Consider the following 25938-nt stretch of genomic DNA (forward strand, 5'->3'; position numbering starts at 1 on the left):
AATACAAGTGAATATAACCAAATGCAATCAATTCCAATCCAAACAAAACTAGGTGGATTCTACTTTTTCTATTATTCAATAGTGGGTACATTTATGCCGTATTGGAGTTTGTATCTAGAGGATCAAGGGTTTAATTATCAAGAAATAGGTATTTTATCTTCGATTGCAATTGTCACACGTTTTTTTGCACCGTTTATTTGGGGTTGGATTGCAGATAAATCCGGCAAGCGCATGCTTTTAGTCCGAATAGCAACATGGATGGAAGCCTGTATTTGGTTTCTGATTTTTATAATTCCCAACAGTTTTCAGTCTGTTGCATTACTCATGCTGGTTTTTAGTTTCTTTCAAAATGCTATATTGGCTCAGTTTGAAGGAGTAACTTTATTTTGGTTAGCTGAGCGGCGTGCAGAACTTTATGGAAAAGTCAGAAAATGGGGATCAGTTGGCTTCATTGTTGGGGTATTTGGAATAGGGGCTTTGCTAGAAATAATACCTGTTTCAATGCTACCTATCATGTTGTTATGCATTGCATTTCTCGCATTTATTTGGTCATTTACGATTAAAGAGCCCGCTACTGCACCATCTTCACAGAAAAAACTTGAACCACTTTGGCCTATCTTAAAACGACCAGCTGTAGCGAGTTTTTTTATCATTGAATTTTTTCTGCTCTTTTCGCATGCACCGTTTTATAGTTTTTATAGCAATTACCTTATGCAGGCTGATTTTTCGACGAGCCAAATCGGTTTTTTATGGTCTGTCGGAGTCATTGCGGAAATCATTATGTTTGCCTATGCCAATGTCTTTTTTAATCGATATTCTTGGCGTAACTTAGTGCTCATTTGTTTGGGGCTAACAGGGATGCGATGGTTGATTGTAGGCTTATATCCGACGGTGTTTATCACTCAATTTGCTGCGCAAACGATTCATGCCTTTAGTTTTGGATTATTCCACTTAATCGCTATGCGAATCATTTTTCAAAATTTTACCGCAAGTCAACAAGGGCGTGGTCAAGCGCTATACAGTACCATGTGGGGCTTAGGTGTTGCGAGTGGCAGTATTTTAGCAGGTCGATATTGGGACATGCTTTCGGGACCCGTTATTTTTATGATCGCAGGACTGGCGGTTATACCTGCCATGTTTTTGGTCGTGGGCTTGCCTAAAACGATCCAAAAGCCAACTTAAAACAATTCAGTATTTTGATAAATCTCAATGAACTAAAATCACCTGATTACGGCCGAGCTCTTTGGCTTGATATAAGGCCTGATCGGCTTGATTTATCATACTTTGCAAACTTGGAGCATTGGGCAAAGACTGATGAATCAGACCAATACTCACCGTAATATAAATCGTATTTTGTTCATCAATGATGATAGGTGTAGTTTCAAAGACTTTTCGGATGCGTTCAGCAATACCTTGAGATTCAGTTGCAGCAATGTTCGTGAGTAATACACTAAACTCTTCTCCCCCAATTCGTGCAAATAAATCAGTTTCACGTAAATTCTTACGCACAATACTCGAAAATTCTTGTAAAACTTGGTCACCGACATAATGCCCATATTGATCATTTAATTTTTTAAAATGATCAATATCCATCATGATAATGGAAAAGTTAAGCTGAATTTGGTTTTGTAGGTAAAGCTCACCTTGCTCGAAAAAATATCGACGATTCATCGCATGCGTTAAACTATCATGATTTGCAAGGTATAAAACCTCTTTATATAGTTCGTGCCGATTTCGGCTAATAATACAAAGAATCAACGGCGAGAGAATCAGCATGGCTAGGCCAATACGAACTGAAATTGCTGTCGATAAATAGGCTAATGAAGAATCGTGTAAGTAGAACGCATTTAAATTGTAATAGGTCGCTAAAATTACCACGGCATTAATTAGGGATAAGGTAAATAAGCGATAGGTTAATGCTGCCCAAATTAGAGCCGCTAAAGGGTAGAGAATTGCCCCTGGACCTGCAGAAACAGCTGTTAAAAATACACAGAAGATAACTGCAATTGCCGGAAATATTTTATTGATCTGAAAGCTTTGATGACGTCGATCTTTGAAATAAAGTTTAAGATCGGCCAGTTTAGGAAAAGACAGAATAAGCGGTAATATAATCAGCGCATTTAATATTTCAGTAATCCACCACATACCAAAATCAATCGATAATCTATCGGTCGACATAAACGTGTTGGGGATATAAGGCACAGTGAAAATAGCAAAAAGAGCACCTGCAAGGCATCCACCACAAGCGATGATGACAATCATGGTCAGAAAGGTGAAACCTTTATTATAGTTTTGATAGTTCACCTGAAAATATCGCATAAAAAATAGCGATACCATGCTGTTGGTTAAATTTGAAAAAGTGAGAAATAAAGTGAGTTGGAAATAATTGCCCGTCACTAAATCTGCGAGCATATAACCGGTAAATGCACCTAACCATCCTCCCAGATTACTCAGTTTAGGGAACCTTAAGAATATTGCTAACAATACTGCATTCGCAGGCCAAAAAATCGCTAAATAGCTTAATGGGCGGGTGAAAATACCGATTAAGCAGCAGCAAAGAATAACTGCAGCGACTATGACAAAAGCCATGCTGTGGCGTGCATTAAGCGGAGCAAGACTATTCGAATGCAGTTTCATTAGCTTATGTAAGCCTAGGTTAAATATGGGAGAATTCGTTTTTTTCGTATATTAAACGATAAAAAAGATTTTATATTATTTTATTGTAAATAGTGTGATTTGTTTGGCATTTAGCTGATTTGTAGTTTCGTTAACCGAGATTGATTTTTTGGATAAATAGGAAAAATGATTGTTATGAAAATGTGATAAACCGCGGATTTGTAAAAAAATGTGTTACTTTAAGAGCATGATTTATATGACTGATTAAATGTATGAAAATAGCATATCTTACAGTTTTACTCATGTTGAGTTCATCGTTGGTGATGGCGGCAGATAATAAGAATACAACTCAAAATTCAGAGGCTAAAAATCAAGTTGAAGCGGTGAATAGCTTTAGGGTGACAACACGTTCTGAATTGGTCGGCTTATGGGGTATGGAAATTCCGACCAATAAAAAGTGCGTTGAATATTATAATTTTAAGAGCAATAATGATGTTGTGATCAAAAGCGGTGAAGAGTGGTCATCTGGAGTATATGACTATCAACCTGCGCAAGATCCGAATGTGCAAATTCCAGCACTGATTTTACAAGTGAAATATGACAATAATCAGATGGATTGTTCGGGCAATATTCAAGATCAAACCGGCGAAATTTCACAGTACTTTGTAAAGTGGAAAAGTCCATCGGTTATTAATTTCTGTGCCAATGATCAGGCTCAGCAGTGTTTTGCGACATTGCGTCGAGTTTTGCCTTAAGCATGACTATAGATCTTTCTTATGAAAATAAAAAACCACTCATTTGAGTGGTTTTTTTGACGCTGAAGATTTATTTATCTTCATGTCCTTCGACTTTCTTCAATAAATGCTTTTCAAGATAGTGAATATCCATAGCTTGTTCGCAGAAATTTTTATCTTGAAGAATCAAATCTTTATGTAGCGGAATATTGGTTTTCACGCCAGTTAAGATAATCTCTTCTAAAGCTTGTTTCATGCGCGCAATAGAGGTTTCACGATCCTTACCATGCGCAATGAGTTTTGCAATCATTGAATCATAGTATGGCGGGATGCTATATCCTTGATAGATATGAGAATCTAGTCGGATACCTGCGCCGCCCGGTGCATAGAAATGATCGATTTTGCCCGGTGAAGGCATAAATGTAGATGGATCTTCTGCATTAATACGACATTCAATCGCATGACCTTTAAGTTGAATATCTTCTTGTTGAAGATCCAAACCTAAGCCAGCAGCAATGCGTAATTGTTGCTCGATAATATCTACGCCAGTCACTTGCTCAGTAACAGGATGTTCTACTTGCACACGAGTATTCATTTCAATAAAGAAGAATTCACCTTCTTCAAATAAGAACTCGAATGTACCCGCACCACGATATTGCATCAATTTACAAGCATTTACACATGCTTCAAGAATATGCGCACGTGCTTCTTCAGGTAGACCCGGTGCAGGAGCTTCTTCAAGTACTTTTTGATGACGACGTTGCAATGAACAGTCACGATCATAAAGGTGAATCGCATGGCCATTACCATCTGCAAGAACTTGCACTTCGACATGGCGTGGCTTTTGAAGGAAACGTTCCATATAAACGGTGTCGTCACCAAACCACATTTCCGCATCACGTTGAGCAGCTTGTACAGATTCGAGTAGCGTGTCTACACGTTCAACGATACGCATACCACGACCACCACCACCTGAGGCAGCTTTTACAATCAATGGAAAGCCAATTTCTTTGGCTTCTGCCAATGCATTGTGAATCGTTACAGCATGGTCACAACCCGGAACAGTCGGTACGCCGGCTTTTTTCATCGCAATAATGGCAGAAACTTTGTTCCCCATTAAGCGAATGTGTTCAGGACGCGGACCGATAAAGATAAAACCTGAGTTTTCTACAATTTCAGCAAACTCAGCGTTTTCAGATAAGAAACCATAACCTGGATGGATGGCATCTGCACCGGTGATTTCAGCCGCTGTAATAATGGCAGGGATATTGAGATAACTTTCGCTGCTGGCACCTGGTCCAATACACACTGCTTCGTCACAGAAGCGTAAGTGCATTAGGTCTTTGTCGGCATCGGAATAAATCCCTACGGTTTTAATTCCTAAAGTTTTGCAAGCGCGGGTGATGCGGAGCGCAATCTCACCACGGTTTGCAATTAAAACTTTTTGCAACATTGTGATTCCCCGTGGTCTTAAGCGCGATAGCGGAATAATGGTTGACCGAATTGGATCACTTCGCCATTTTTAACCAAAATTTCTTCAATTACACCGCTTTGAGTTGCTTCAATTGGGTTCATGATTTTCATTGCTTCGATGATACCGAGTGTTTCACCAGCGGATACAGTTTGACCAACTTTCACAAATGGTGCTTCACCTGGATTTGGCGCAGCATAGAACACACCAACCATAGGAGAAGGCTCAACAGCACCACGTGGTGAACGAGGTGCAGCAGGCGCAGCGGCAGGAGCAGCCATAGCAGGCGCAGCGGCAGCAACTACTGGATTGCGACGAGTTAGAGCAATCGATTGATCGCCTTCTTTAACTTCAATCGCCTGTAAGTCAGATTCAATCATCAAATCGATGAGTTTCTTGATTTTACGGATATCCATGAACAGTATTCCTAATTAAGATTGAGAAGTTGGTTGAATTTTTTCGATGGCGAAGTCTAGTGCTGCGGCATAACCTTTTGCACCTAAACCACAAATAACGCCAACGGCTTTATCAGATAGATAGGAGTGATGTCTAAATGCTTCGCGAGCGTGGACATTTGATAGATGTACTTCGATAAACGGAATGGCTACACCTAGAAGGGCATCACGCACAGCAACCGAAGTATGTGTTAGGGCTGCTGGATTAATAATGATGAATTGAACGCCTTCTTGTTGCGCTTGATGAATTCGGTCGACGACAGCGCCTTCCCAATTACTTTGGAAAGTGTCGAGAGAAATGGAAGCGTTTTGAGCCTGTGAAATCAGTTTTTGGTTGATATCTTCGAGTGTTAGATAGCCATAAACTTCGGGTTCACGTTTTCCCAGTAAGTTGAGATTCGGTCCATGAATGACCAAAATGGTCGAGCTCATTCAGCCTGCTCCAATAAAAAGTTGCAAATTTACTTTGCAAGATACCTGCAAAGTTTGCTCATTATGGCATAAAATTCCACATTTTTTTTATAATTTCTTTGAATTGACGTGAAAAGCATGTGCCGAGAATGGGCTATATAATGCGAACTTTGCAGAGAATTGGCAATGTTAAAAAATTACATTTTTATCATTATATTGTCGGACATCATTTTAAACCCAATTGGCTAAAACTGTTGATATCTTTTGTGTAAACTTGCTTTATCGTGGTGCATTCGTGTAGCAATAACCAGTACAAATGATTTGAAAGGTGAGATGGCTTGTACATTTGTCTTATAGATCGTCAGTTGAACAGCCTACGCATGCATAGTCGTAAAGATGGTATTTATACAGCGACTTAAAAAATTCTAAGGTTTAACTTATTTCACGCGTAAAGGAATCTAAATTGTTCTCAGTTTTCAATCGAGTTATTTGAAAGAATAAATCAGGTTTGTGTGCTAAGTATATAAAAATTAAAAGATAGTTACTTTTTTTATGATTGATACAGCATATTTCTAGGCCAATGAAATGTTTTTCATAGATGATAGGGCTCAAGCTAGATATTTTGTTTGCCTTAGCGAATTAAATATTCTGTGGGAGCATTTCCTTATAAGTAGGCAGCTTTAGATATGATGAACATTTATTGCCTAGCTAAGTCATACTTTATAGACCTATATATAAGCGTATTAACCATCCTGTGTATTTTCTAGTAAGTGTTTTGAAAGTATGAAGCGTGCAAGGCATTGACGATTTCTTTCATAAATCATGTAAGTTTGGAAAATTGGGCATTTGTCCAAATTTGTACTGGTATTGGCAAAAGTTAAATCTGTGGTGGTAAAGAAGCTTGCTGTTTGCATGCTGATTCTATTTTTTATTCGTCTATTTCTGTGTTTGAACGGTATATGTGTTGAATAAGTTTCCTTTCTTCTTGTTTATACCTTTAGGTGGAATCTACCGCATTGAGTCTTTTTCTATAAATGAATTGATAAAACAAGGCTCGAATGCTTTCCCACGGAAAAAATTTATCTATATACGTGTAATTCACGGTAGAATGCCCGAAATCTATATGGCCTGAGAACAAACATGGCAAAACATACGCAAAATTCATCACCTTTGGCAGAACTGATTGCAGAACAAAAACTTTTATGTGAAGAAGTGGGTTCTGCATATGTAGAAGTGCAGGGCGATGATGTAATTGCTGTGGCTGTCCATACCTTAAATAAAGATCCAATAGTTGGTATTCGTAAGCCTGCAGAAGGTGATGAAAATGTCAGTTGGTATATTTATGGTGGTGAGCTTGAAGGCGCAGATAACTTTGAAACAATGACTGTGCGTAAACTGCAAGATATCGTGCCTGAAGTGCTACCGTATTTAGCTTTGGATGTAGGCTATCGTTTTATGATCGATGCTGATGATTATGAAGATGTCTGGAAAGAAGGTGATGAGGCTTAATTTATGCATTCTCCATTGATGTATAAACTTTATGTCTTTATTTTCTCAGTGTTTACTGCTTCTTTATTATATGCAAATGTGAAAGAAACGGTTACGCCACAACTGACTCAAGCCGAATATAATGCTCAGATACAAGCATATACTGAGCAAATTAATTCAACCAAAGCTATTTTGGATGATCCTGCATCTACTGCAACGGGTCAGCAGCAAACTCAAGCATTTTGTTTAAGATTGAATGCATATCGACAGATTTTAGAAATATCTCAGCAAAACTCAGCTCTTGAAATGGCCAATCTAATGCGAGTGGCTTCACAGCATTATTTACAACAACAGCAACAGAGTATGCAGTCATCTGGCTTAAACGAAAGTGCATTTTGTTCGAGTCCTACAAAATAATCTAGGTTTAAATTTCTCTTCTAAAGCTTTTGGGCTCTAGTCTAACTTTTTTTCATTTTGTTCTATTTTTCATAATTCGAAATGGTCTAATATTTCAAAATTATTACAGCATTATTCACTATAGGTACAGTTTCTAATAATATTAGAAATTGAAAATGCAGATTGTCAGGAAATGATATGAAATATGCTTAAAATGATAAGTCCATCACATTATTATGATCAAGTTAGAACGATTTATATGCAACAAACATCCCTGGTCCTGTTGCATAGGTCAGTCCTAATACATCAACTTGTTGATGTCGTTCTCTTTTGGCCACTGAATAAGTGGCTATTTTTTTGTGAAAAATTAAATGCTTAATCAGATTATAAATCGAATTTGGATAAAATTTAAATTTTTCATGATGTGGCATCCCCATACATTGACTCATATGTGCAGTTTGGTTCGAGGAATACAATCAAATGATTAAATCACTTTGTATTTTATCATTTCACTCTCGGTATGACTGATGGATAAATAGACAAATATTGCAAGTATGATAAGATAATTGAACACATTATTTTTGATGTTTGAGGAGTTGTTTACATGACAGCTTATACTTCAGTAATGAAAGCAAGCCAATATGAGGACGATATGATCCCGAGCCTTGCTATCCATGCATTTCGCCATGCTTTTGAACAAGCAAGTGCGTCATCCACTGTGGTTTATGTAAAAGGTCTACAACTGGTTCAACGTCTACAAAATGGTCAAGAAGTACAATTAAAAGATGTTTCAGCCGACTTTGTACAAGTGGATGATCTACCAAAAATTTTAAAACGAAAAAAGAAAATAGAGGAAATTGTTTAATACATGCCTCCACAACCTCGCATTAGAATGTTCGCGGGTCCAAATGGTTCAGGTAAAAGCACAGTTAAAGAATATTTATTGCCCCATCATATTGGGGCATATTTAAATGCGGATGAACTCGAAGCTCAACTGAAACATTCACACCGGCTCAATTTGTTGGATTACCATCCCGCTTTAAAATCCGAAGCACTAATTGACTTTCTATATACGAAAAAGCGTCCCGCTGATGGAGAATTTATTCCGCTATTAGCACGTAAACCTCAGATATTAGATCCGTGGAAAATTGAGTTTCATCCAGATCAGATTGACTCATATCTTTGTGCAAGAATTATCGATTACATTCGTTTGCAGTTTTTAGAACTAAAAATTAGTTTTACCTTTGAAACGGTGATGTCCCATATTTCAAAGGTGGAGTTTCTACGCGAAGCAAAAAGAAAAGGCTTTAAAACCTATCTGTATTATGTTTCCACTATTGATCCTGTTATCAATATTTCACGTGTTCAGTACCGAGTGAAAACGGGTGGACACGGAGTGCCAGAACAAAAAATTCGCGAACGTTATTATCGAAGTATGGATTTGTTAATGCAGGCGGTAGAAGCAACGGATCGTAGTTATTTATTTGATAACTCTGCCGATGGACAGCATGCTTCTTTCATTGCGGAAATTGAACAAGCTGAAATTTTAAAGATGAATTCAGGTATTCAGCGTTTACCGTGGTGGTTTGTAGATAAGGTGCTTAAAGAGTTTGAGCCAAATTAATATCAACTGAATATAATATAAAACAAAATAACAGGATGAACCTATGCAAAATAACGACTATAAATTACAACAACATGCAAACTCATCTTGATCAAGCCATTGAGCCGCAAGTTGAACAAGAACAGCAAAAAAATAGTACATCATCTGATCCGTTGTCTTCTGTAGATTTGACTGACTTAGCTGAAATTGGTTCGAATATTATAGAATTGGGCTCAGATGCTTTAACGTGGGTGAGCGATGCACTCAGCGATATTAGTATTGATCTATAAATTATTTATTATTTCAATTAACTTCATAATAAACAGCCTTTATTGAAAAATCTCCGAGGATATATTTTGTGATTTTTCAAGTTTATAAATTAATTCTAAATAAAACTAATCAAACACTCTTGAAACGTTAAATTTTTCAATCAGGAAAGGCATGTCAGAATGAATATTTAGACTGGTGGCAGTTGGTTACTTCAATAAAATAGCCTAAGTATATAATAGATTTTAGAAACGCATGTGCACGCAGATCACTTAACCGCATCTCAATATTTAAAACAAGTTCTTGGTGGTAAAATTGCGATGAGCCATAACATCAAGATTGTGCAGGAAACATTCAGCGCCATTTATAATTTTGATGTGAAATATTTTAATTCACATCAGTCTTTTGATTATTTATTTGCAGATCATGAGGCATTTAAAATCGGTGCATTAAATGCGTATAACAATTCAACGCCTGAACATACACCTGCTTGTCTGAGCTATGTGGTTGTTGATGATACTGTGTTTGTCTTTGATAGTTTATTTATGCATGATTTTGGGCACAGCACATTGTGATTTTCCCAAGGGCAGTGCGGCAGTATTATTCGACTCTGTACAAAAGATTTATCAGTTAGCACTTGAAAATGCGCGTGTTTTTATGTCATGACTATTTACCAGAAAACCGGTCAAAATACTGCTGCGAAAGCAGTGTGCATGCGCAAAAACAGCAGAATATTCATATCCACGTTGGTACGAAAAAAGAAGATTTTGTCACAATGCGAACTCAGCGTGACGCAAATTTGGCTATGCCAAAACTGATTTTACCTGCAATACAAATCAATATGGATGCAGGTAAATTTCCACAACCAGAAGGGAATGGTATCCGTTATTTAAAAATTCCTTTTAATTACTTTAAATCTGCAAATTAAAGACAAAGAACCTTTAGGTCGAATGCGGTTGGCTATTTCATTTTATAAAATAGCCTAAGCAAATTAAATATTTGCTACCTACAAATAGCCTAAGTAATATTAATAAGTTTTAACTGTCATTTGATTTCATTCATTCAACTAGGCATCATAATATCAACATAGCAAAGTATTCAAAAATGATCCTAAATTACGAATATCATCAAAAATTAGAAGGCGAAACACACCCACTTGTCTTTATTCACGGTTTATTTGGAAGCCTCAGTAACTTAGGGATGCTTGCCAGAGCTTTTCAAAATTCATATTCTGTCATTCAGCTTGATTTACGAAACCATGGTAAATCACCTCAAAGTACAGAAATGAATTATCGTGAGATGGCAAACGATGTACTCGAAACATTAGATGCGATTGGCATCGATAAGTTTTCAGTGATTGGCCATTCCATGGGTGGCAAGGTCGCAATGCAATTGGCTTTAATTTCAGAGCGGGTAGAGCAACTTGTTGTATTGGATATCGCGCCCTTTGCATATCAAGAACGTCATCATGATGAAATATTTAAAGCTTTGATCGCTGTACAAAATGCGCAAATTCAATCTAGACAACAAGCGGTTGAAATTATGCGTGAGTATATTCATACAGATATGGTGATACAGTTTCTACTCAAATCGTTTAGTAAAGGACAATGGTTGTTTAATGTAGATGCGTTGTATAAACAGTATGACCAAATTATTGGTTGGGAAAATATCGGAAATATTTGGCAACAGCCTGCATTGTACCTCAAAGGTGGACAGTCACCTTATATTTCAAAAGCAGAACATATCAATGCGATAGAACAACAATTTCCACATGCGAAAATTGTAGAAATAGAAGGTGCAGGCCATTGGTTACATGCAGAAAAAACAACTGACGTTTTAGAGCAAATACAAAATTATTTAAATTAATACGGTGTGCCTTCAATTATATTTTGCAGGCACAACATCGAAATTACTCAATCGAAATATTATTGGCTTGAAGCTGACCTTCAGAGGTCAGTAGTGCGGCCATCTCTGCAGTTTTTTTCAGGCCTGGCATACGATATTCAGTATGACCATAATCTTGAATAGATTTCCAGCGTCCACCCCATGTTAAACCGACAGACTCAGCGGCTTGACCATAAAGTTGATAACCACGCATAGCCCAAGGGTCTCGTTCAGTAATGACCACTTTGCCATTGCGTTTAAAGGCGACATCAGCTGCTAAACCAAACTGATGATAACTTTGGAAACCACGGGCACGAGTGGTATTTTTATTGGTGGCTAAATTATTTTGACGTTCAGGACTACGATAACCTTCAAGCAAAACCATTTCATAACCATGCTGTTCACGCATAATTTTAAATACCATTAATAAGCGCTGCTTATAACGAGGGTTCATTTTATGCCATTTACGATCTGCTGAAGGCACATCTGTAGAATATGAATGCGTATGTATATCTTGAACTTCTGGATTGAAACTTGAGGCCATAACAGATGGCTGCTCAATCATTGCTGCTTCTTCAGCGATCGCTTCTTGAACAAGATATTCTTCAACCTCAGGAGGCGCATCTAAAACCTGTCCATCAAGCATGGCGTAAATTTGTGGGTCGACTTTACGCAAATAATCAGCTTCCACTTTACTTGCAGTAATCGGGCGAGTAAAAGCAAATAATAAAATACTGGCAAACAGTAAGAAGCCTGCAAATAAAATCCACCATTGTTGTAAATGCCAGTGTGATTGAATTTGTTGTGGTGCTGCTGCATAGTTCAGTTCATAAGCAAAATTTTTGGCGTGCTGAATTCTTTTTTTACTTTGTGGAATGATTTGAAAGAAAAAATCCTGAACTTTAACTCTGAGTTCATAAGAAAAACAAAGCACTGTCACCAGTGCTAAGACAAAGAAACAACTAACCAAAAAGATGATCATGGGGAAACTGTAGCGCTCACAGTCGCATTAGCAGTGTTTGTTGCAGCAACCACTTTCGGACGTTTGGTTTCAGAAATTTGCGTTCCACCCATCGGTTCTTCAAAGTATTCTTCTTCTTTTGCTGCTTTCGTAGAAGGCTCTGTAGGTTTGGTCACCTTAGCTGTTGTTGGCGCAGCTTTTGGTTTTACTAATGTAGTTGGAATATGTTGTTTAACGGTTGTTGTAGCAGCTACAACAGGGCGCTGCGGTTGGGTAATTTCAAAAGGCGAACGGTTATTCGCTACAGCTTGAACAGGCTGAGTCACTTTAGCCGTATTGCCATGATTGAAAGCAGTAGCTAAATCATTCGAATATAAACCATTATCCTGATCTTTTTCGTCCATAGCATGAACGCTTTGCAGTGCTTTTTCAGCTGAAGATTGCTCATTTTCACTTTGACGGGGTGCAGTGGTTGCTTCAGTTTCAGCTTTATCTTCAGTTGGGGCAGAAGTAGTCATTTCTGTATTTGCAGGCTGATCGTCAGAACTTAGATAAAAATATCCCAGGCCAGCAACAATAATGACCGCTGCACCAACAAGAAAGCCAATCGCAGCATGAGCTAAAGGCGGTAAATTATTCTTTTGAGTCGACTGTAAAATTCTAACGTTATTCGATTTTTCGTTTGCCATGGTGTCTAAGTCTTATGGTAAATGAATGGTGATATAAGCCTGTTCCGATGGTGCAGTTATGACATTTTGATATTGTGATAACGCCTGATTATTTTGACTGGATAACATATATTTCAGTCCACCAAATGCTAATACAGCAAACAATGCCCAAAAGATAATGATCCAAAAAAATGGTAATTCACGGTGAATAATGTTTTTAATTTGATCCGGCAGTGCCGCGAAAGGCGAAAACGCCTTTTTACCTTTCATATAATCAATTTCATCACCGACACGTGCAACGAGTGAATTGAGCATTTCAATCGATTCAAGTCGGTATTTACCATGAAAACCAAGGAGCATGCAGTAATGATAAACTTCAAGTGCTGCTAAGCGATCTTTATTCTTAGAACGAATTTGCTCTAAATTTTCAAAAAAACGATAACCTGCTAGCTGTGAACCAAAAAGACTTAATTGCAGTGGATTCATCATCCAATTGTTTTGTAAATCAAAAAAACGTGCATCTTGTTGGGTGACAATGGTTTCATCTAATAAAGCGCAATAGGCATATTTTGCGTCCGTGATATCTTCATTGCTGAATTGAAGCTTACGGGCTTGGCTTTCAAATCGGTTTAATAGATCCATAATTTTTGTCCTGAAACTTTCAGGGCTGGATGGAACATATTGATTTTTGAGTAAGAATACGATGTAAAAACCATCATGCAGTAGATCAACTAAATTGGTTGAACTGTTGATTTTCGGTTCAGCACTTGGTTTTGAAGAGCCTAATCCAATTTGACCGTCGTCAAAAAGTGAAGGGGCATTATTTGAAATATTCATGATTGCTCCTTAACCATTCATCACTGCAATAAGTTCAATCGAGATATCTTGGAAGCCAGCTGGTATGTAAACGCAGATCGATTCAGAATCAAGCATACGCTGATACAAATCATTATTTGGCTCAATTTCAAAATAACTCACACCTGAACGAACTGGAATTGCTGTTGGCACTTGCATCATATGTTGCAATGGAACAGCAGGTAATGCTGCCATGACACGCTGTTCAACATCAACGGTATTACCGACTTTAAAGCGCAGTGGTACATAAGAAATAATGTCATGTGTAGGCATCACACTACTTGAAACAGCTAAATACAGGCGCGAATCGCGAGTAATTTTGTCACTTTCAAGACTGCCCACCCAGTAGGATTGACGGGTTTCTTTCAAGTTAATACTGATATATCGATTTGAAATAATCGTATCGAGCAACTCACGTAAAATCACATCTAATTGAGCAAAACTTTCTTGCAAATTATGATGTTGATACTGTGGGAGTTGATCTACTTCATAAGCTGTAGAGAAGGTGAGTAAAGAACCTGTCAGACGCAATAATTCAAAATACAAACGTTCAGGATGAATCAGTGGATATTGCAATAAATGATTTAAGGTCGCATGTGCAGTATTCAGCGCATTAACCAACCAAAATGAAACGATATCACCAGAACGGAATTCAATTAACTTTTGTTCGTTTTCACGATTATTCGATTGAATAGTTTTAATTTTAGCTTTGATAATATTGAGCGTTCGTTTAAGCCCAGTAATCAGTGAATCACACGAACTAATATGTAATATTGGTGGGATAAATTGATAATCTAAAACAAAATTACCTGAACTTTGGCGCTTGATGCGGCCTATAGGCATGTAAAGAAAACCATCAAGATTGTGCTGTGGTTCTTGGCCTAATTCAAAGATTTTAAACTCTGCACGGCGGCGTAATAAAGTGATTTCAGCAGCCGTCGCATCTGTAAACAAATCATGAGTTTCAGTCAAATGTGAATGATAGCGACTCGATTGGGTATTTTCTTCAAAATTGACGTTTCGTTTATTCGGTTGAACAATCGGTAATGCTAAATAAATTTGCATTTCACCGCGTAAATTTAATGAATCAAGTAGTACAGGCTCAGGTAATAAGTCTTGTGCAGGTGCTTGATAAATCTCACCATCTTGCCAAATCATTTCGACTTTATTCAAAGCTAATGTGTTGGTACTGAGTTGCGATTCATCAAAAATTAAACTTTGAATACCATAAGCGAACGGTATTGTTGCGCGAACCGTATGGTTTAAACGCTGTTCATGATAAGCATCTTGTAATTGAAAGTGTTGCGGGCGTAAAAATAATCCTTCACCCCATAAAATTTTTTCTGCTTTAAACATTGTTTTTACCAGTCGCTATTCGATTCATTACTTTGTTGCTGAACACCTAACATTTCTTGTACAGCTTCAAGAGGGTTTTCATCCTTAATCACATGAGTTAACCATTCATGCAGTGGCATTTGTGACCATTTAATGGTTTTTTGCAGCATATAACTGACAGGGCTATGCGGCTCATTCACTTGGAAATAGTCCGCAATATCTTGCAAGACTTTCATGGCTTGTTCACGGTTTTCAAGATGATTTTGCACTTGAGGTTTAAATTGCTGTGTATGCTGTTGTTGTATTATTTGCATATCATTCTGCACGGAAGTTACAGTGGAAAGTGTTTGGCTTTCAATTGGAGAATTTGATTGAACCTGTTCAGCGCTCGATGAATTGATAAAAGCATCTGCTTTATAGATTTTTTTTAAGCTCAAGTGAATCATTTCGATTTGAGAGTCAATGCCAGCAAAGCTTGGCGCATCTAAACCCATCAAATCATCAAGAGTCGTTTTTAAGTTTTCCCAATGGTTTAAAATATCTAAAAACTGTTGGTAATACTGGTATTGAATTGATTTTGACGTATTGAACAAGGCATGTTCAAACTGTTCCATACCATTAAAAGACTCTTCTTGATCATCATCTTCATGGTTGGATTTACGTCTTTGGTTTTGAACATGAAGTAGTCGATCATAGTCGGATAGGGAATAAGCTACCGCGCCATGAACAATTGAAACTGATTTAATTAATGTTGGGATTTGATTAATTATCCCTTGTAATAAACCTAGACGTTGATCAAGGTCATCATCTTCAATTTCAGGATGAAGTTGTAGCCAAAAGTCTTGCAAACTTTTTTGTGTAAGTTCAATCCCTTTGGCAATCCCTTCGAAACCATGAATGTGAGTCCACGCTTCAAGCAACCAACCATATAAGCGAATATCTTTTGTATGTTCGCGAAGTAGATCTGACGATTTTTGGTGCACAAAGCCCCAATCTGCCTGTTTTGGTTCTGCGATCCAGTCGCCTTGATCCAAGAGCGGGTCATCTTGTGTTTTAGCTTTTTTAATTGCATGAAAATCATTTGAAAATGAAAAATCACTACCGCAAGGTAAATCATCCGTAATCGGTTGCAATAAAGCGTCGAGCTCTAAACTCATATTCTACATCGTTCCTAACTTATGCTTCTAAGGTTTTAGTCTTTTTGCTGCTGCGTTTTTTCGCAGGTTTACTTTTAGGATCTAAAACATAAATAATTTCATCGTCTTTGACATCGATTTCAATGACTGATGGAATCTTTTGTTCACTCATCGCCATCAACAATTCAGTGGCTAAAGCAGGTAAGACCGTCGCATTTAAAATGTTGTCGACATTACGCGCACCACTATCGACCTCAGTACAGCGACTTAATAATAATTCGACTAAATCATCGGTATAGCGTGTTTGCGTACCATATTGTTTTTCAATACGCGCGGTGATTTTGCCTAATTTATGCTGAATAATGCGTACGAGCAGATCATCGTGCAATGGGAAATACGGCACGATACGCATACGACCTAAAAATGCCGGCTTAAATTGTTTATATAAAGCTGGTTTTAATACATCTAGAAGTTCTTCTGCTGACGGCCATTCTTCTACTGGCTGATTTAAACAAGCCTGCATAATGGCACTTGAACCTGCATTTGAAGTCAATAAGATCGTGGTATTTTTAAAGTCAATGACACGACCTTCACCATCTTCCAAAGTACCTTTATCGAATACTTGGTAGAATAGCTCTTGAACATCGCTGTGTGCTTTTTCAATCTCATCGAGCAAAACCACACTATATGGATTTCGGCGAACTGCTTCTGTCAGTACGCCACCTTGGCCATAACCGACATAACCTGGAGGAGCACCTTTTAAAGACGAGACGGTATGTGCTTCTTGATACTCAGACATGTTAATGGTGATTAAATGAGACTCACCACCATATAACTCGTTTGCTAACGCAAGTGCAGTTTCGGTTTTACCCACACCACTTGGGCCAACCAGCATGAAAACGCCTTGAGGTTTATTTGGATCTTCCAATTTTGCCTTGGAGGTTTTAATGCCTTGTACCAGTTGATGCAGTGCATAATCTTGACCCATCACACGTTGTTCTAACTGTGCTTCAAGCTTCAAAATTTGCTGAATTTCATCATTCACCATTTTACCAACAGGGATGCCGGTCCAGTCTGAAATGATTTCATTAATAATTTGAGCATTTACACGTTCAAAAACCAGCGGCGTTTGACCTTGTAACGTTGCCAGTTGGTTACGAATATTGCTTAAAGTTTCAATATTTTCTGGTTTTTGCTCGGACTCTTGTTCAAGCGTTTTAATCTGTTGAATGATTTCGAGTTCTTTTTTCCACTGCGTTTCTGTTGACTGAATCTCTTGTTCAAGCGCGGATAATTGTGTTTTTACACTTTCAATGCGTTCGTGGTGAATCGGAATATTCTTATGTTCATTTTCAAGAATCGCCAATTCAAGCTTCAAATTATGTAATTGAGCTTGAAGTTGATCCAATTTTACAGGTTGTGCATTTTGCGTTAACGCAACACGCGCAGAAGCTGTATCTAAGACACTAATCGCTTTATCAGGTAATTGACGGCCAGTGATATAACGGTGCGAAGCATGGACTGCAGTAACGATAGCTTCATCGTCAATTTGTAAATTGAAATGTTTTGCCATCACTGGAATCATGGCACGCAGCATATCGATTGCGACTTCTTCAGTCGGTTCTTCAACCTGAATTACTTGGAAGCGTCGGCTTAATGCGGCATCTTTTTCAAAATACTGCTTATATTCAGCCCATGTAGTTGCGGCAATGGTTCTTAACTCACCACGTGCAAGCGCCGGTTTTAACAGGTTTGCTGCATCATTTTGACCTGCTTGACCACCCGCACCAATCAACGTGTGTGCTTCATCAATAAATAAAATGATTGGATGTGCAGAGGCTTGAACTTCATGAATGACTTGTTTTAAGCGATTTTCGAATTCACCTTTAACACTGGCACCCGCTTGTAGTAAGCCCATATCTAAAGTATGAATGCTGACATTTTTTAAAGCATCTGGAACTTGGTTGGTTGCAATTTTTAATGCAAGACCTTCAACAACGGCCGTTTTACCAACACCAGGCTCACCCGTTAAAATCGGATTGTTTTGACGACGACGCATCAAAATATCGAGCATTAAGCGGATTTCAAACTCACGACCAATCACAGGGTCAATGCCACCATTTTTAGCTTTTTCAGTAAGATTAATGGTGTATTGGTCTAGAGCTGGTGTTTTAACTGGCGTAGTTGCATTCGTTTGTGCTGCTGATTTTTCATCTGGTGATGCAGTTGCTAAATCTTCATTTTCAATGCTCTTTAGGCAAAGATCTAAAAATTTATGTTTAATCGTATCTATAGGTAATAAATCGAAAAGAGAAGAAGCTCTTGCTGCAATTTGGTATAAATCTGGCGCGGTAAGGAGCGCAACAAGTAAATGACCACTACGAATTTGTGGATTTTGTTCAGCAGATGCTAATAACCAAGCTTGTTCAAGTAAGCGCACAATGGATTGGGCAAAAATAGGAGTGCGCGTATTTCCTTTTGGAAGTTGAGCAATACTTTCTTTGAGGTCATCTGCCAAACCATCTGCAGAAACTTTGTATTTTTCTAAGAGTATTTGAAGGTCATTTTTATTGTTATAGGTTAATAATTCGAGTAAAAAATGTTCAATTTCGATTTCATAATTTTGCTGTGAAATACATGTATTGGCTGACTTTTCGAGTGAAATGCGGGCGTGAGGTGAAAGTTTAGTAATTAAAACTTTTAAATTATTCATAAATAACTCATCAAATTTAGAATCCACAGTACAAAATTTTACAAGTTTGACTGTGATCTCTTTTTTCTTGCTATAAAAATAAAAACTTTAAAATCAACACCTTATATATTATTAGTGTCTTGCTTTAGGCGATATAATACAGACTAAATAAAAAAAGGAAAAAGATTTTTTTATAAAATGAAACAAAAAAAAACAAATAGTCAACAAACTTTGGAGTATTTGGCACATTTTTGTATTGACTCTATGTGCTTATTTTTTGTTAAATCTGCAGCATATTTTTAATTTTGATAAATGAAGAGAAAACCCGCGGGAAAATAAGTGGTGATTTCTCCACATAAATTAAGTTTTAGCACGTAGAAATACAGAGGCAATTTTGAATAAATTTAGTGTTTTATTACCTATAATTTTAGCAGCCAGTTTAACACAAACCGTTTTTGCAAAAGATAAAGCGGCATCTGTGAAAAAATCCTGTTTAAAGGATTATCCACTGGCAGTAGGTGATACAGATCCAGAGATTATTGGTTTTTATAATCAGTTATGTGACAAAAAAAATAAGAAAAATGAGAACTTAAAAAATGAAATTTTTGTAGATATTGCCAAAAAATATCAAGCTAATGGTTACAATTTAAAAGCATTGCAAGCGGTCAATCTGCTGCGAGAAAAGAACTATCAGTCGCCTGAACTTACTGATGTTACTTTTTTAGCAGGTATCGCTATTTCTTATAATGCGCTGAATCATATGCGGAGTAATGAAAATCGTACTCTAGATGAACAGACCTATTCTCCTGCCAAAGTGTTGTCGGATAATATTCGTTATATTCAGCCGACGATTGATAAATCTACGTCTGCTGCAGCAGATGTTCGTGAAAAAAGTACAGAATCTTCGAGCAATGTGAAATCTAAACAGACAACACCAGCTAAAAAACGAACCAATACAGCGTCTACCAAGTCTAAACAAACGACTACAGCAGCAAGCAAAAAGAAAACTACCACGACAGCAAAAACGCAGACTACAGCGAAAAAACCTGCTGCCAGTGGTTCACCTTTCGATACATTAAAAAATAAATAACAAGGAAAAGCACTCATGGCAAAACGTGAAAGTGTACAGAAAAAACTTCAACGAATTCGTCCTCCTCGTGTTCAATTGACTTACGATGTTGAAGTTGGCGACGGTAAAGAAATTAAAGAATTACCATTCGTTGTAGGGGTGTTGGGTGATTTCTCAGCGGCATCTGAAGTCGAGAAAACCAAATTAAAAGACAAGAAATTCATTAATGTTGATTTAGATAATATTGATGAAGTCATGGAGTCTTTAGCGCCACGTGCTAATTTTCAAGTTGAAAATACCTTGACTGAAGATGGTGGAAAAATGTCGGTAGATCTTACATTTAAGAGCATGGCCGATTTTACTCCTGAGCAAGTTGTACAACAGGTTGATCCACTACAAAAGTTAGTTGCTGCGCGCGAGCGTCTGTCTGACTTGCGTAATAAAATTTCAAATAATGAACGCTTAGAAGATTTATTGGATGAAGTGTTACATAACACTGATCAAATTCGTAAGTTGAGCGTGGAGGCAGAAAATGAGTAATTATAATACTGCTACTGCTGCAAACGTTGAAGCAACCGAAGAATATTCACTTTTAGATTCAATTGTCGAACAAAGTCGTATCGCGCGTACAGATCAAGAACATGATCGTGCAAAAAGTTTGATTGGTGAACTTGCTAAAGAAGTGATGGCAGGTACCATCACCGTTTCAGACAATATGACTTTATCAATTGATAAGCGTATTGCTGAAATTGATGCGTTGATTTCATCTCAGTTAAGTAAAATCATGCACCATGCTGAATTTCAAAAAATTGAATCGACATGGCGTGGTTTGTATTATTTCTGCCAAGAAACACCTTCAAATTCTTTAACAAAAATTCGTATGTTAAATACGACGAAAAAAGAATTGATTAAAGATTTCCAAGGTGCGACCGATTTTGACCAAAGCACGTTGTTCAAAAAAATCTATGAAGAAGAATATGGATCATTCGGTGGTGCGCCTTATGCAACATTGATTGGTGACTTTGAGTTTGACCGTACACCATCTGATATGTATTTGCTTGAGCAAATTTCACATGTCGCGGCGGCTGCACACGCACCGTTCATTTCGGCTGCAAGCCCAAATATGTTGGGTCTAGAATCTTTTACTGATATTGATCGTCCACGCGATGTTTCTAAAATCTTTGAAACCGCTGAATATGTACAATGGCGTTCATTCCGTGAAAGTGATGATGCACGATATGTTGCATTGACAATGCCACGTGTATTGGGTCGTTTGCCATATGATCCAAAAGAAGGTATTGCCACTGAAGGCTTTAACTTCGTTGAAGAAGTTTCCGGCGAAAACCACAATGAATATTTATGGATGAACGCGGCTTATGCCTTTGGTACACGTCTAACCAATGCTTTTGATATGCATGGTTGGTGTGCTGCGATTCGTGGTGTAGAAGGTGGTGGTTTAGTTGAAGGCTTGCCTGTCCATACGTTCAAAACCAATGATGGCGAAGTGGTCTTTAAATGCCCAACTGAAATTGCCATTACTGACCGTCGTGAAAAAGAACTGAGTGATCTTGGTTTTATTCCGTTGGTACACTGCAAAAATACGGATTATGCAGCATTTTTTGGTGCGCAATCGACGCAAAAACCTAAAAAATATGATAGCGATACAGCAAATGCCAACTCTGCATTGTCTAGCCAGATCCAATACATCATGGCAGTTTCACGTATTGCACATTATTTAAAAGCAATGATGCGTGACAAAGTGGGTAGTTTTGCATCAGCGGGTAATGTTGAGACCTTCTTAAATGAATGGTTATCGCAATATGTATTACTCGATGATGGTGCATCTCAAGAAGCTAAAGCTCAGTATCCATTGCGTGAAGCTTCTGTAAAAGTTGTAGAAAATCCAGCTTTGCCTGGTCACTACAAATCTGTGGTTTTCTTAAGACCACATTTCCAGTTGGATGAGTTGTCAGTTTCATTACGACTTGTGACCGAGTTACCTCAGTCCTCAAATTAATTTTGGGTCAACACTATAATAACTTTAAATAAATAGGTATTCAGAACAATGAAAGATATATACATTCAATTTCGTGGTAAGTACAAAGTAGACGGCGAATCTCGTGATGCAGAGCACAAGAGTTGGTTAGAAGTTAACTCTTGGACGCATAACATCCGTCAACCTAAATCTGCGACTTCTTCAAGTGTGGGTGGTCACACCGCAGAACGTGTAGAACATTCTGACATGGTTTTTGTTAAAGATTTAGATGCGACAAGCCCTAAACTTTGGGAAGCATGTTCAGCAGGTTATACATTTGATGAAGTTCAAATTGATTTTTACCGTGCGAATGGCGACAAACGCATTAAATATCTTCAAATCAAACTGAAACATGTGTTGGTTTCTAGCGTGACACCAACTGTAAATGATGAAGGTGTTCCACACGAATCATTTGGTTTGAAATATGCTGCAGTAGAGTGGACATATAACCAACAAGATATTAACGGTACTGCGAAAGGTGCTGTTACTAAGAAGTGGTCATTATCTAACAACACTGCTTCATACGCAGCGTAATAGATGGATTCAGATAGAGGCTTACTTGGGTAGCCTCTATTTTCATTTTTTTAAATATTTATAAGAAGATATGAATCTCGATCAGCTTTATCCTTATGGTTTTAGAACGACTTTATTTGACCGCTTATTACCAGCAGATGCTCAGCAGACTCAAGGTCTGTCTTTGCAAGAACTTCGTGAATCTGTTGCTTCCGATTTAGAGGATCTCCTCAATAGTCGGGTGGCAAAGTTAGATGAACTGATTGATGACTTTCCATTAGCAAAAAAGTCTATTTTGCAGTTTGGCATTATCGATTTTGTGGGCTTATCGACAGCAAATCCATCGGATCGTGACAAAATTTGTCAGTCAATTGAACAATCGATTGCTGCACATGAACCGCGTTTAAAGCAGATTCGAGTCGAAATGCTCATGGATGGCCATAATATGGGGGCACTATGTTTAAGTATTCAGGCATATTTAAATATTCATCCTTTATACGAACCAGTTATTTTTGATGCCTTATTAAAACCAACAACACAACAATATGTTATTTCTCCAAGAGCTTAATGAAGTGGGTTATCTGTGATTGAAGAGCTGTTACCGTATTACGAAAAACAACTACAGGAATTTGGACAACAGTCCCGTGAGTTTGCCAGTAAATACCCCAAAATCGCCCAGCGTTTGTCTTTAAACCAAGAACAAATAGATGACCCGCATATTGAGCGTTTAATTCAAGCCTTTTCTTTAATTTCTGCACGGATTGATAAAAAACTTGCAGATAGTTATGACGTTTTTACCCGATCAATTTTTGAGGTGATGTTTCCTCAATATTTAAAACCATTTCCTGCATGTTCTGTGGTGAGCTTCGAAGATATAAATAAAATTAAGCAATTAACAGATCGACACGTTATTCCAAAGGCGACCAGTCTAAAAGCCAAAAGTACGCGCGGTGTTCAATGTGAATATCAGACGGTACAAGAAGTCACATTATTACCGATTCAATTAAAACAGCTCAATTTCAAAACTCATCCATCGGCACATATGCATTTAAATCAAAATGCCACATTGAGCTTAGGATTTGAAATTTTTTCGAATAAGCACGCTTTACTCAAAAATGAAACTTTGCCGATCTTTTTAGACGCTATTTCTAATTTTCCTTTGCAGGTTTTGGATAGTATTTTTAAATCCACTACAAGTTTTTCGATTCGTGTAGGGCAGCACATTTTTGATATTGCCAATCCATTTGAAATTATGGGCTTTGATGAAGTTCAAAGTGTTCTACCTATCGATCAACATACGCATCATGCATATCGTTTATTGATGGAATATTTTTGTGTTCCTGAAAAATTCAATTTTTTAAATCTAAATCTAGATTTCATTAAGTTTTTAAGTTTAGAACATAGTGAATTTGATGTTCAAATGCACTTTAAACTCAATTTAAATGATCAAGCAGCGATTCGAAATTATTCTGAATTAAATGCTGCAAATTTTAAATTGTTTGCTACACCAATTGTTAATCTTTTCAATAAACAAGCAGAGCCGCAAAAGATTAATCATAAGCGAATGGAATATCCATTGGTGACAGATGCACACCATCCTGAATATTTTCAAGCCTATAGCATTTTAAAAATGAATATGGTGCGTGAAAAAAGTAACCAAGATGAAGTGTATTATCCGGTACTGCCTTTTTTTGCAATGAGTCATTATCATCAGGATAAAGTCCAGTTTTTTTATAGTTTAAATCCGCAGCAGATGAAGAATAAACATCAGGAATTAAACTATTCAATCATATCTCGTGCTTTAGACCCACATAGCACTCAGTCCGATTTTATTAGTACTGAACTACTATGTAGTAATCGTGAGTTACCTTACGAAAGTTATAATAAAGATCAAAATGCATTAACTCTGAATGATAGTAATTTGGCACGTCGTGCTCTGATGCTCAAACGACCGTCGTTACCGTATTATTTTGAGCAAAATAAACAAGAACAGTGGCGGGTCATTTCACATTTATCTTTGAATAATATGTCTTTAATGAAAGGCGATGCGGTCTCTCATATTAAAGAACTTTTGGAATTGTATAATTTACCTAAATCAAAAGAAAACCAAATTATTATCGACTCCATAAAAAATATTCAGTTTTCTACCACACAGAAACTTGTAGATAGTAAACCGTTTCCATTATTTGTCAGAGGTTTAAAAGTACAGCTCGATATCGATGCGGATATATTTAGAGGGCATAGCCTGTATATATTTAGTCAATTGCTAGCCCATATCTTTAATTTAAAAGTCAATATGAACAGCTTTGTCGATGTCTCGGTTTTTGATGCAAATAGTCAACAGGAGTTATACCAATGCGTGCAGAACGTTGGTGGCAAGAAAGCTCTGTAATTGACGGACTTTTCCAAGAACCGAAAGCCTACGAGTTTGTTCAAGCTACTCGTTTGTTAAGACATGCACCTTATGGAGCAGCTCAAGTCCATTGGGCCAATGACTTTGAGTTTAATAGTTCACTTAATTTGAACTTCCCGAACACTGAAATTGAAAGTTTAGAGTTCAACGATGAGAAAGTTGAACTGACAAATTTAATGGTGGGTTTAACGGGTATTCAAGGTGCATTACCTTATAGCTATACCAATAAGATTAAGCTCAGCGGGCGACATCAGCGACACGAAACACAAAAGTTTTTAGGGCTGTTTAATCATAAATTAACAGCACATTATGTTGATGCCAGTTTAAATTATCATTTACCTATTCGTTATGAAATCGAGCAGGATAATCACTATCTTGATATTTTACATGCATTAAATGGTTATATCCGTAGCCAGCATGATCAGCCAGATTTAGATGATTATTTTGCTGAATTCTCAGGTTTAATGCAGGGGCAAAACAATACAGCTTATGCATTAAAAACCATGCTGAATTGTATCTTTAAGCAGAAATTTGATATTCGAGAATTTATCCCTGAAACTTTTGTATTTGAAGAAGATCAGAGAACATGTTTAGGTGGATCTCAGCCGAGCTTATTGGGGCTGAATACTTTTTGTGGTGAGAAGATTCAACAGATTGACGAAAAAATTGAAATCGTGATTGGACCTTTAAATCATGAAGATTATTTAACATTTTTACCGAATCAGGCACGCAGCCTAAAATTAAAACAAATGATTCAAACTTGGTGCAGTCCAACATTAATGGTGGATGTGCGCTTAATTTTACAAAAAGAAGAAATAAAACCGGTGTGTTTAAATTCTTTGAGCGGAATTGGTTTAGCTCAGGGAGCATTTTTACAGCCGAATAAACAGGTCGATAATACAGAAACCTGTTATGCCTTAATGGGGAATTTATAAT

27 protein-coding genes and 1 pseudogene are annotated in these 25938 nt (G+C 37.4%); 16 read left to right on the top strand and 12 right to left on the bottom strand.

Going from position 1 to position 25938, the window contains the following annotated elements:
• Nucleotides 1-21: 21 nt before the first annotated feature.
• Complete coding sequence (locus FTT99_RS03830; protein WP_180132030.1) at nucleotides 22-1182, top strand: MFS transporter; 1161 nt, start codon at nucleotides 22-24, stop codon at nucleotides 1180-1182.
• A gap of 24 nt (nucleotides 1183-1206) precedes the next feature.
• Here FTT99_RS03830 and FTT99_RS03835 read toward each other — a convergent pair whose 3' ends face one another.
• Nucleotides 1207-2637 (bottom strand): GGDEF domain-containing protein, encoded by a 1431-nt coding sequence (locus FTT99_RS03835; protein WP_180132031.1) that lies wholly within the window; start codon nucleotides 2635-2637, stop codon nucleotides 1207-1209.
• Between the two features lie 251 nt (nucleotides 2638-2888).
• Here FTT99_RS03835 and FTT99_RS03840 point away from each other — a divergent pair, with 251 nt between their 5' ends.
• Nucleotides 2889-3371, top strand: a complete 483-nt coding sequence (locus FTT99_RS03840; protein WP_078190792.1) for a hypothetical protein — start codon at nucleotides 2889-2891, stop codon at nucleotides 3369-3371.
• Between the two features lie 70 nt (nucleotides 3372-3441).
• Here the strand turns inward: FTT99_RS03840 and accC are convergent, their stop codons facing one another.
• The 4 genes from accC to FTT99_RS03860 all read right to left on the bottom strand — a co-directional run bounded on the left by accC (nucleotide 3442) and on the right by FTT99_RS03860 (nucleotide 6601).
• Complete coding sequence (accC, locus tag FTT99_RS03845; protein WP_111885487.1) at nucleotides 3442-4803, bottom strand: acetyl-CoA carboxylase biotin carboxylase subunit; 1362 nt, start codon at nucleotides 4801-4803, stop codon at nucleotides 3442-3444.
• 17 nt (nucleotides 4804-4820) lie between these two features.
• Complete coding sequence (accB, locus tag FTT99_RS03850; RefSeq protein WP_078190790.1) at nucleotides 4821-5237, bottom strand: acetyl-CoA carboxylase biotin carboxyl carrier protein; 417 nt, start codon at nucleotides 5235-5237, stop codon at nucleotides 4821-4823.
• A gap of 15 nt (nucleotides 5238-5252) precedes the next feature.
• Complete coding sequence (aroQ, locus tag FTT99_RS03855; protein ID WP_078190789.1) at nucleotides 5253-5708, bottom strand: type II 3-dehydroquinate dehydratase; 456 nt, start codon at nucleotides 5706-5708, stop codon at nucleotides 5253-5255.
• Between the two features lie 722 nt (nucleotides 5709-6430).
• Complete coding sequence (locus tag FTT99_RS03860) at nucleotides 6431-6601, bottom strand: hypothetical protein (RefSeq protein ID WP_180132032.1); 171 nt, start codon at nucleotides 6599-6601, stop codon at nucleotides 6431-6433.
• Nucleotides 6602-6827: 226 nt separating this feature from the next.
• On the opposite strand from FTT99_RS03860, the gene FTT99_RS03865 reads away from it, so the two are divergent.
• On the top strand, nucleotides 6828-7196 hold the full coding sequence (locus tag FTT99_RS03865; protein ID WP_180132033.1) for a hypothetical protein: 369 nt from the start codon (nucleotides 6828-6830) through the stop codon (nucleotides 7194-7196).
• A 3-nt stretch (nucleotides 7197-7199) separates the two neighbouring features.
• Nucleotides 7200-7592, top strand: coding sequence for a hypothetical protein (locus tag FTT99_RS03870; protein WP_257229306.1), 393 nt, complete (start codon nucleotides 7200-7202; stop codon nucleotides 7590-7592).
• Between the two features lie 224 nt (nucleotides 7593-7816).
• Here the strand turns inward: FTT99_RS03870 and FTT99_RS03875 are convergent, their stop codons facing one another.
• Nucleotides 7817-8008, bottom strand: a complete 192-nt coding sequence (locus tag FTT99_RS03875) for a hypothetical protein (protein WP_180023739.1) — start codon at nucleotides 8006-8008, stop codon at nucleotides 7817-7819.
• Between the two features lie 167 nt (nucleotides 8009-8175).
• On the opposite strand from FTT99_RS03875, the gene FTT99_RS03880 reads away from it, so the two are divergent.
• From FTT99_RS03880 to FTT99_RS03900, 5 genes and pseudogenes are all read left to right on the top strand, one after another.
• Complete coding sequence (locus FTT99_RS03880; protein WP_180005523.1) at nucleotides 8176-8436, top strand: hypothetical protein; 261 nt, start codon at nucleotides 8176-8178, stop codon at nucleotides 8434-8436.
• Between the two features lie 3 nt (nucleotides 8437-8439).
• Nucleotides 8440-9195, top strand: a complete 756-nt coding sequence (locus FTT99_RS03885; protein ID WP_228157210.1) for a zeta toxin — start codon at nucleotides 8440-8442, stop codon at nucleotides 9193-9195.
• 74 nt (nucleotides 9196-9269) lie between these two features.
• The gene (locus FTT99_RS03890) at nucleotides 9270-9464 is read left to right on the top strand and encodes a hypothetical protein (protein ID WP_180035250.1); all 195 of its coding nucleotides are present in this window, start codon (nucleotides 9270-9272) and stop codon (nucleotides 9462-9464) included.
• Nucleotides 9465-9683: 219 nt separating this feature from the next.
• Nucleotides 9684-10369: pseudogene (locus tag FTT99_RS03895) on the top strand (MBL fold metallo-hydrolase); the annotation flags it as partial.
• 176 nt (nucleotides 10370-10545) lie between these two features.
• Nucleotides 10546-11307 carry an alpha/beta fold hydrolase gene (locus FTT99_RS03900; protein ID WP_180131929.1) on the top strand — a complete coding sequence of 254 codons (762 nt, stop codon included), beginning with the start codon at nucleotides 10546-10548 and terminating at the stop codon, nucleotides 11305-11307.
• Nucleotides 11308-11350: 43 nt separating this feature from the next.
• Here FTT99_RS03900 and FTT99_RS03905 read toward each other — a convergent pair whose 3' ends face one another.
• From FTT99_RS03905 to tssH, 6 genes are read right to left on the bottom strand one after another with little or no spacing between them, the layout of a single operon-like run.
• On the bottom strand, nucleotides 11351-12307 hold the full coding sequence (locus FTT99_RS03905) for a M15 family metallopeptidase (RefSeq protein WP_078193371.1): 957 nt from the start codon (nucleotides 12305-12307) through the stop codon (nucleotides 11351-11353).
• Nucleotides 12304-12975: a hypothetical protein gene (locus FTT99_RS03910; protein WP_180102271.1), complete on the bottom strand. Its 672-nt coding sequence runs from the start codon at nucleotides 12973-12975 to the stop codon at nucleotides 12304-12306. The genes FTT99_RS03905 and FTT99_RS03910 overlap by 4 nt, the downstream gene beginning before the upstream one ends.
• Before the next feature lie 12 nt (nucleotides 12976-12987).
• On the bottom strand, nucleotides 12988-13791 hold the full coding sequence (gene icmH, locus FTT99_RS03915) for a type IVB secretion system protein IcmH/DotU (protein ID WP_078190778.1): 804 nt from the start codon (nucleotides 13789-13791) through the stop codon (nucleotides 12988-12990).
• Between the two features lie 9 nt (nucleotides 13792-13800).
• The gene (tssK, locus tag FTT99_RS03920; RefSeq protein WP_111885478.1) at nucleotides 13801-15165 is read right to left on the bottom strand and encodes a type VI secretion system baseplate subunit TssK; all 1365 of its coding nucleotides are present in this window, start codon (nucleotides 15163-15165) and stop codon (nucleotides 13801-13803) included.
• Nucleotides 15166-15170: 5 nt separating this feature from the next.
• Complete coding sequence (gene tssA / locus FTT99_RS03925) at nucleotides 15171-16301, bottom strand: type VI secretion system protein TssA (RefSeq protein WP_111885477.1); 1131 nt, start codon at nucleotides 16299-16301, stop codon at nucleotides 15171-15173.
• A 19-nt stretch (nucleotides 16302-16320) separates the two neighbouring features.
• Nucleotides 16321-18993: a type VI secretion system ATPase TssH gene (tssH, locus tag FTT99_RS03930; protein WP_180161249.1), complete on the bottom strand. Its 2673-nt coding sequence runs from the start codon at nucleotides 18991-18993 to the stop codon at nucleotides 16321-16323.
• A gap of 373 nt (nucleotides 18994-19366) precedes the next feature.
• Between tssH and FTT99_RS03935 the strand changes: the two genes are divergently transcribed.
• The 7 genes from FTT99_RS03935 (at nucleotide 19367) to tssG (ending at nucleotide 25937) form a co-directional block, all read left to right on the top strand.
• The gene (locus tag FTT99_RS03935; protein WP_111885475.1) at nucleotides 19367-20062 is read left to right on the top strand and encodes a hypothetical protein; all 696 of its coding nucleotides are present in this window, start codon (nucleotides 19367-19369) and stop codon (nucleotides 20060-20062) included.
• Nucleotides 20063-20077: 15 nt separating this feature from the next.
• Entirely contained in the window at nucleotides 20078-20581 is a 504-nt protein-coding gene (gene tssB, locus FTT99_RS03940; protein ID WP_078193364.1) for a type VI secretion system contractile sheath small subunit, read from the top strand.
• Nucleotides 20574-22058: a type VI secretion system contractile sheath large subunit gene (gene tssC, locus FTT99_RS03945; RefSeq protein ID WP_180050798.1), complete on the top strand. Its 1485-nt coding sequence runs from the start codon at nucleotides 20574-20576 to the stop codon at nucleotides 22056-22058. Before tssB ends, tssC begins: the two co-directional genes overlap by 8 nt.
• 48 nt (nucleotides 22059-22106) lie before the next feature.
• Nucleotides 22107-22610 (top strand): type VI secretion system tube protein Hcp, encoded by a 504-nt coding sequence (locus FTT99_RS03950; protein WP_078190771.1) that lies wholly within the window; start codon nucleotides 22107-22109, stop codon nucleotides 22608-22610.
• Nucleotides 22611-22680: 70 nt separating this feature from the next.
• Nucleotides 22681-23157, top strand: a complete 477-nt coding sequence (gene tssE, locus FTT99_RS03955) for a type VI secretion system baseplate subunit TssE (RefSeq protein ID WP_078190770.1) — start codon at nucleotides 22681-22683, stop codon at nucleotides 23155-23157.
• A 15-nt stretch (nucleotides 23158-23172) separates the two neighbouring features.
• The gene (gene tssF, locus FTT99_RS03960) at nucleotides 23173-24981 is read left to right on the top strand and encodes a type VI secretion system baseplate subunit TssF (protein WP_180102273.1); all 1809 of its coding nucleotides are present in this window, start codon (nucleotides 23173-23175) and stop codon (nucleotides 24979-24981) included.
• Complete coding sequence (gene tssG / locus FTT99_RS03965; RefSeq protein ID WP_180005370.1) at nucleotides 24945-25937, top strand: type VI secretion system baseplate subunit TssG; 993 nt, start codon at nucleotides 24945-24947, stop codon at nucleotides 25935-25937. Before tssF ends, tssG begins: the two co-directional genes overlap by 37 nt.
• Nucleotide 25938 lies beyond the last annotated feature (1 nt).

The sequence above is a fragment of the Acinetobacter sp. YH12040 genome, from assembly GCF_013420005.1.
Taxonomy (GTDB): domain Bacteria; phylum Pseudomonadota; class Gammaproteobacteria; order Pseudomonadales; family Moraxellaceae; genus Acinetobacter; species Acinetobacter amyesii.

Excerpts from the sequence above, each read along its gene's own strand:
- FTT99_RS03830 (WP_180132030.1), top strand. The coding sequence starts at position 22 with ATGCAATCAATTCCAATCCAAACAAAACTAGGTGGATTCTACTTTTTC.
- FTT99_RS03835 (WP_180132031.1), bottom strand. The coding sequence starts at position 2,637 with ATGAAACTGCATTCGAATAGTCTTGCTCCGCTTAATGCACGCCACAGC.
- FTT99_RS03840 (WP_078190792.1), top strand. The coding sequence starts at position 2,889 with ATGAAAATAGCATATCTTACAGTTTTACTCATGTTGAGTTCATCGTTG.
- accC (WP_111885487.1), bottom strand. The coding sequence starts at position 4,803 with ATGTTGCAAAAAGTTTTAATTGCAAACCGTGGTGAGATTGCGCTCCGC.
- accB (WP_078190790.1), bottom strand. The coding sequence starts at position 5,237 with ATGGATATCCGTAAAATCAAGAAACTCATCGATTTGATGATTGAATCT.
- aroQ (WP_078190789.1), bottom strand. The coding sequence starts at position 5,708 with ATGAGCTCGACCATTTTGGTCATTCATGGACCGAATCTCAACTTACTG.
- FTT99_RS03860 (WP_180132032.1), bottom strand. The coding sequence starts at position 6,601 with ATGCAAACAGCAAGCTTCTTTACCACCACAGATTTAACTTTTGCCAAT.
- FTT99_RS03865 (WP_180132033.1), top strand. The coding sequence starts at position 6,828 with ATGGCAAAACATACGCAAAATTCATCACCTTTGGCAGAACTGATTGCA.
- FTT99_RS03870 (WP_257229306.1), top strand. The coding sequence starts at position 7,200 with ATGCATTCTCCATTGATGTATAAACTTTATGTCTTTATTTTCTCAGTG.
- FTT99_RS03875 (WP_180023739.1), bottom strand. The coding sequence starts at position 8,008 with ATGGGGATGCCACATCATGAAAAATTTAAATTTTATCCAAATTCGATT.
- FTT99_RS03880 (WP_180005523.1), top strand. The coding sequence starts at position 8,176 with ATGACAGCTTATACTTCAGTAATGAAAGCAAGCCAATATGAGGACGAT.
- FTT99_RS03885 (WP_228157210.1), top strand. The coding sequence starts at position 8,440 with ATGCCTCCACAACCTCGCATTAGAATGTTCGCGGGTCCAAATGGTTCA.
- FTT99_RS03890 (WP_180035250.1), top strand. The coding sequence starts at position 9,270 with ATGCAAACTCATCTTGATCAAGCCATTGAGCCGCAAGTTGAACAAGAA.
- FTT99_RS03900 (WP_180131929.1), top strand. The coding sequence starts at position 10,546 with ATGATCCTAAATTACGAATATCATCAAAAATTAGAAGGCGAAACACAC.
- FTT99_RS03905 (WP_078193371.1), bottom strand. The coding sequence starts at position 12,307 with ATGATCATCTTTTTGGTTAGTTGTTTCTTTGTCTTAGCACTGGTGACA.
- FTT99_RS03910 (WP_180102271.1), bottom strand. The coding sequence starts at position 12,975 with ATGGCAAACGAAAAATCGAATAACGTTAGAATTTTACAGTCGACTCAA.
- icmH (WP_078190778.1), bottom strand. The coding sequence starts at position 13,791 with ATGAATATTTCAAATAATGCCCCTTCACTTTTTGACGACGGTCAAATT.
- tssK (WP_111885478.1), bottom strand. The coding sequence starts at position 15,165 with ATGTTTAAAGCAGAAAAAATTTTATGGGGTGAAGGATTATTTTTACGC.
- tssA (WP_111885477.1), bottom strand. The coding sequence starts at position 16,301 with ATGAGTTTAGAGCTCGACGCTTTATTGCAACCGATTACGGATGATTTA.
- tssH (WP_180161249.1), bottom strand. The coding sequence starts at position 18,993 with ATGAATAATTTAAAAGTTTTAATTACTAAACTTTCACCTCACGCCCGC.
- tssB (WP_078193364.1), top strand. The coding sequence starts at position 20,078 with ATGGCAAAACGTGAAAGTGTACAGAAAAAACTTCAACGAATTCGTCCT.
- tssC (WP_180050798.1), top strand. The coding sequence starts at position 20,574 with ATGAGTAATTATAATACTGCTACTGCTGCAAACGTTGAAGCAACCGAA.
- FTT99_RS03950 (WP_078190771.1), top strand. The coding sequence starts at position 22,107 with ATGAAAGATATATACATTCAATTTCGTGGTAAGTACAAAGTAGACGGC.
- tssE (WP_078190770.1), top strand. The coding sequence starts at position 22,681 with ATGAATCTCGATCAGCTTTATCCTTATGGTTTTAGAACGACTTTATTT.
- tssG (WP_180005370.1), top strand. The coding sequence starts at position 24,945 with ATGCGTGCAGAACGTTGGTGGCAAGAAAGCTCTGTAATTGACGGACTT.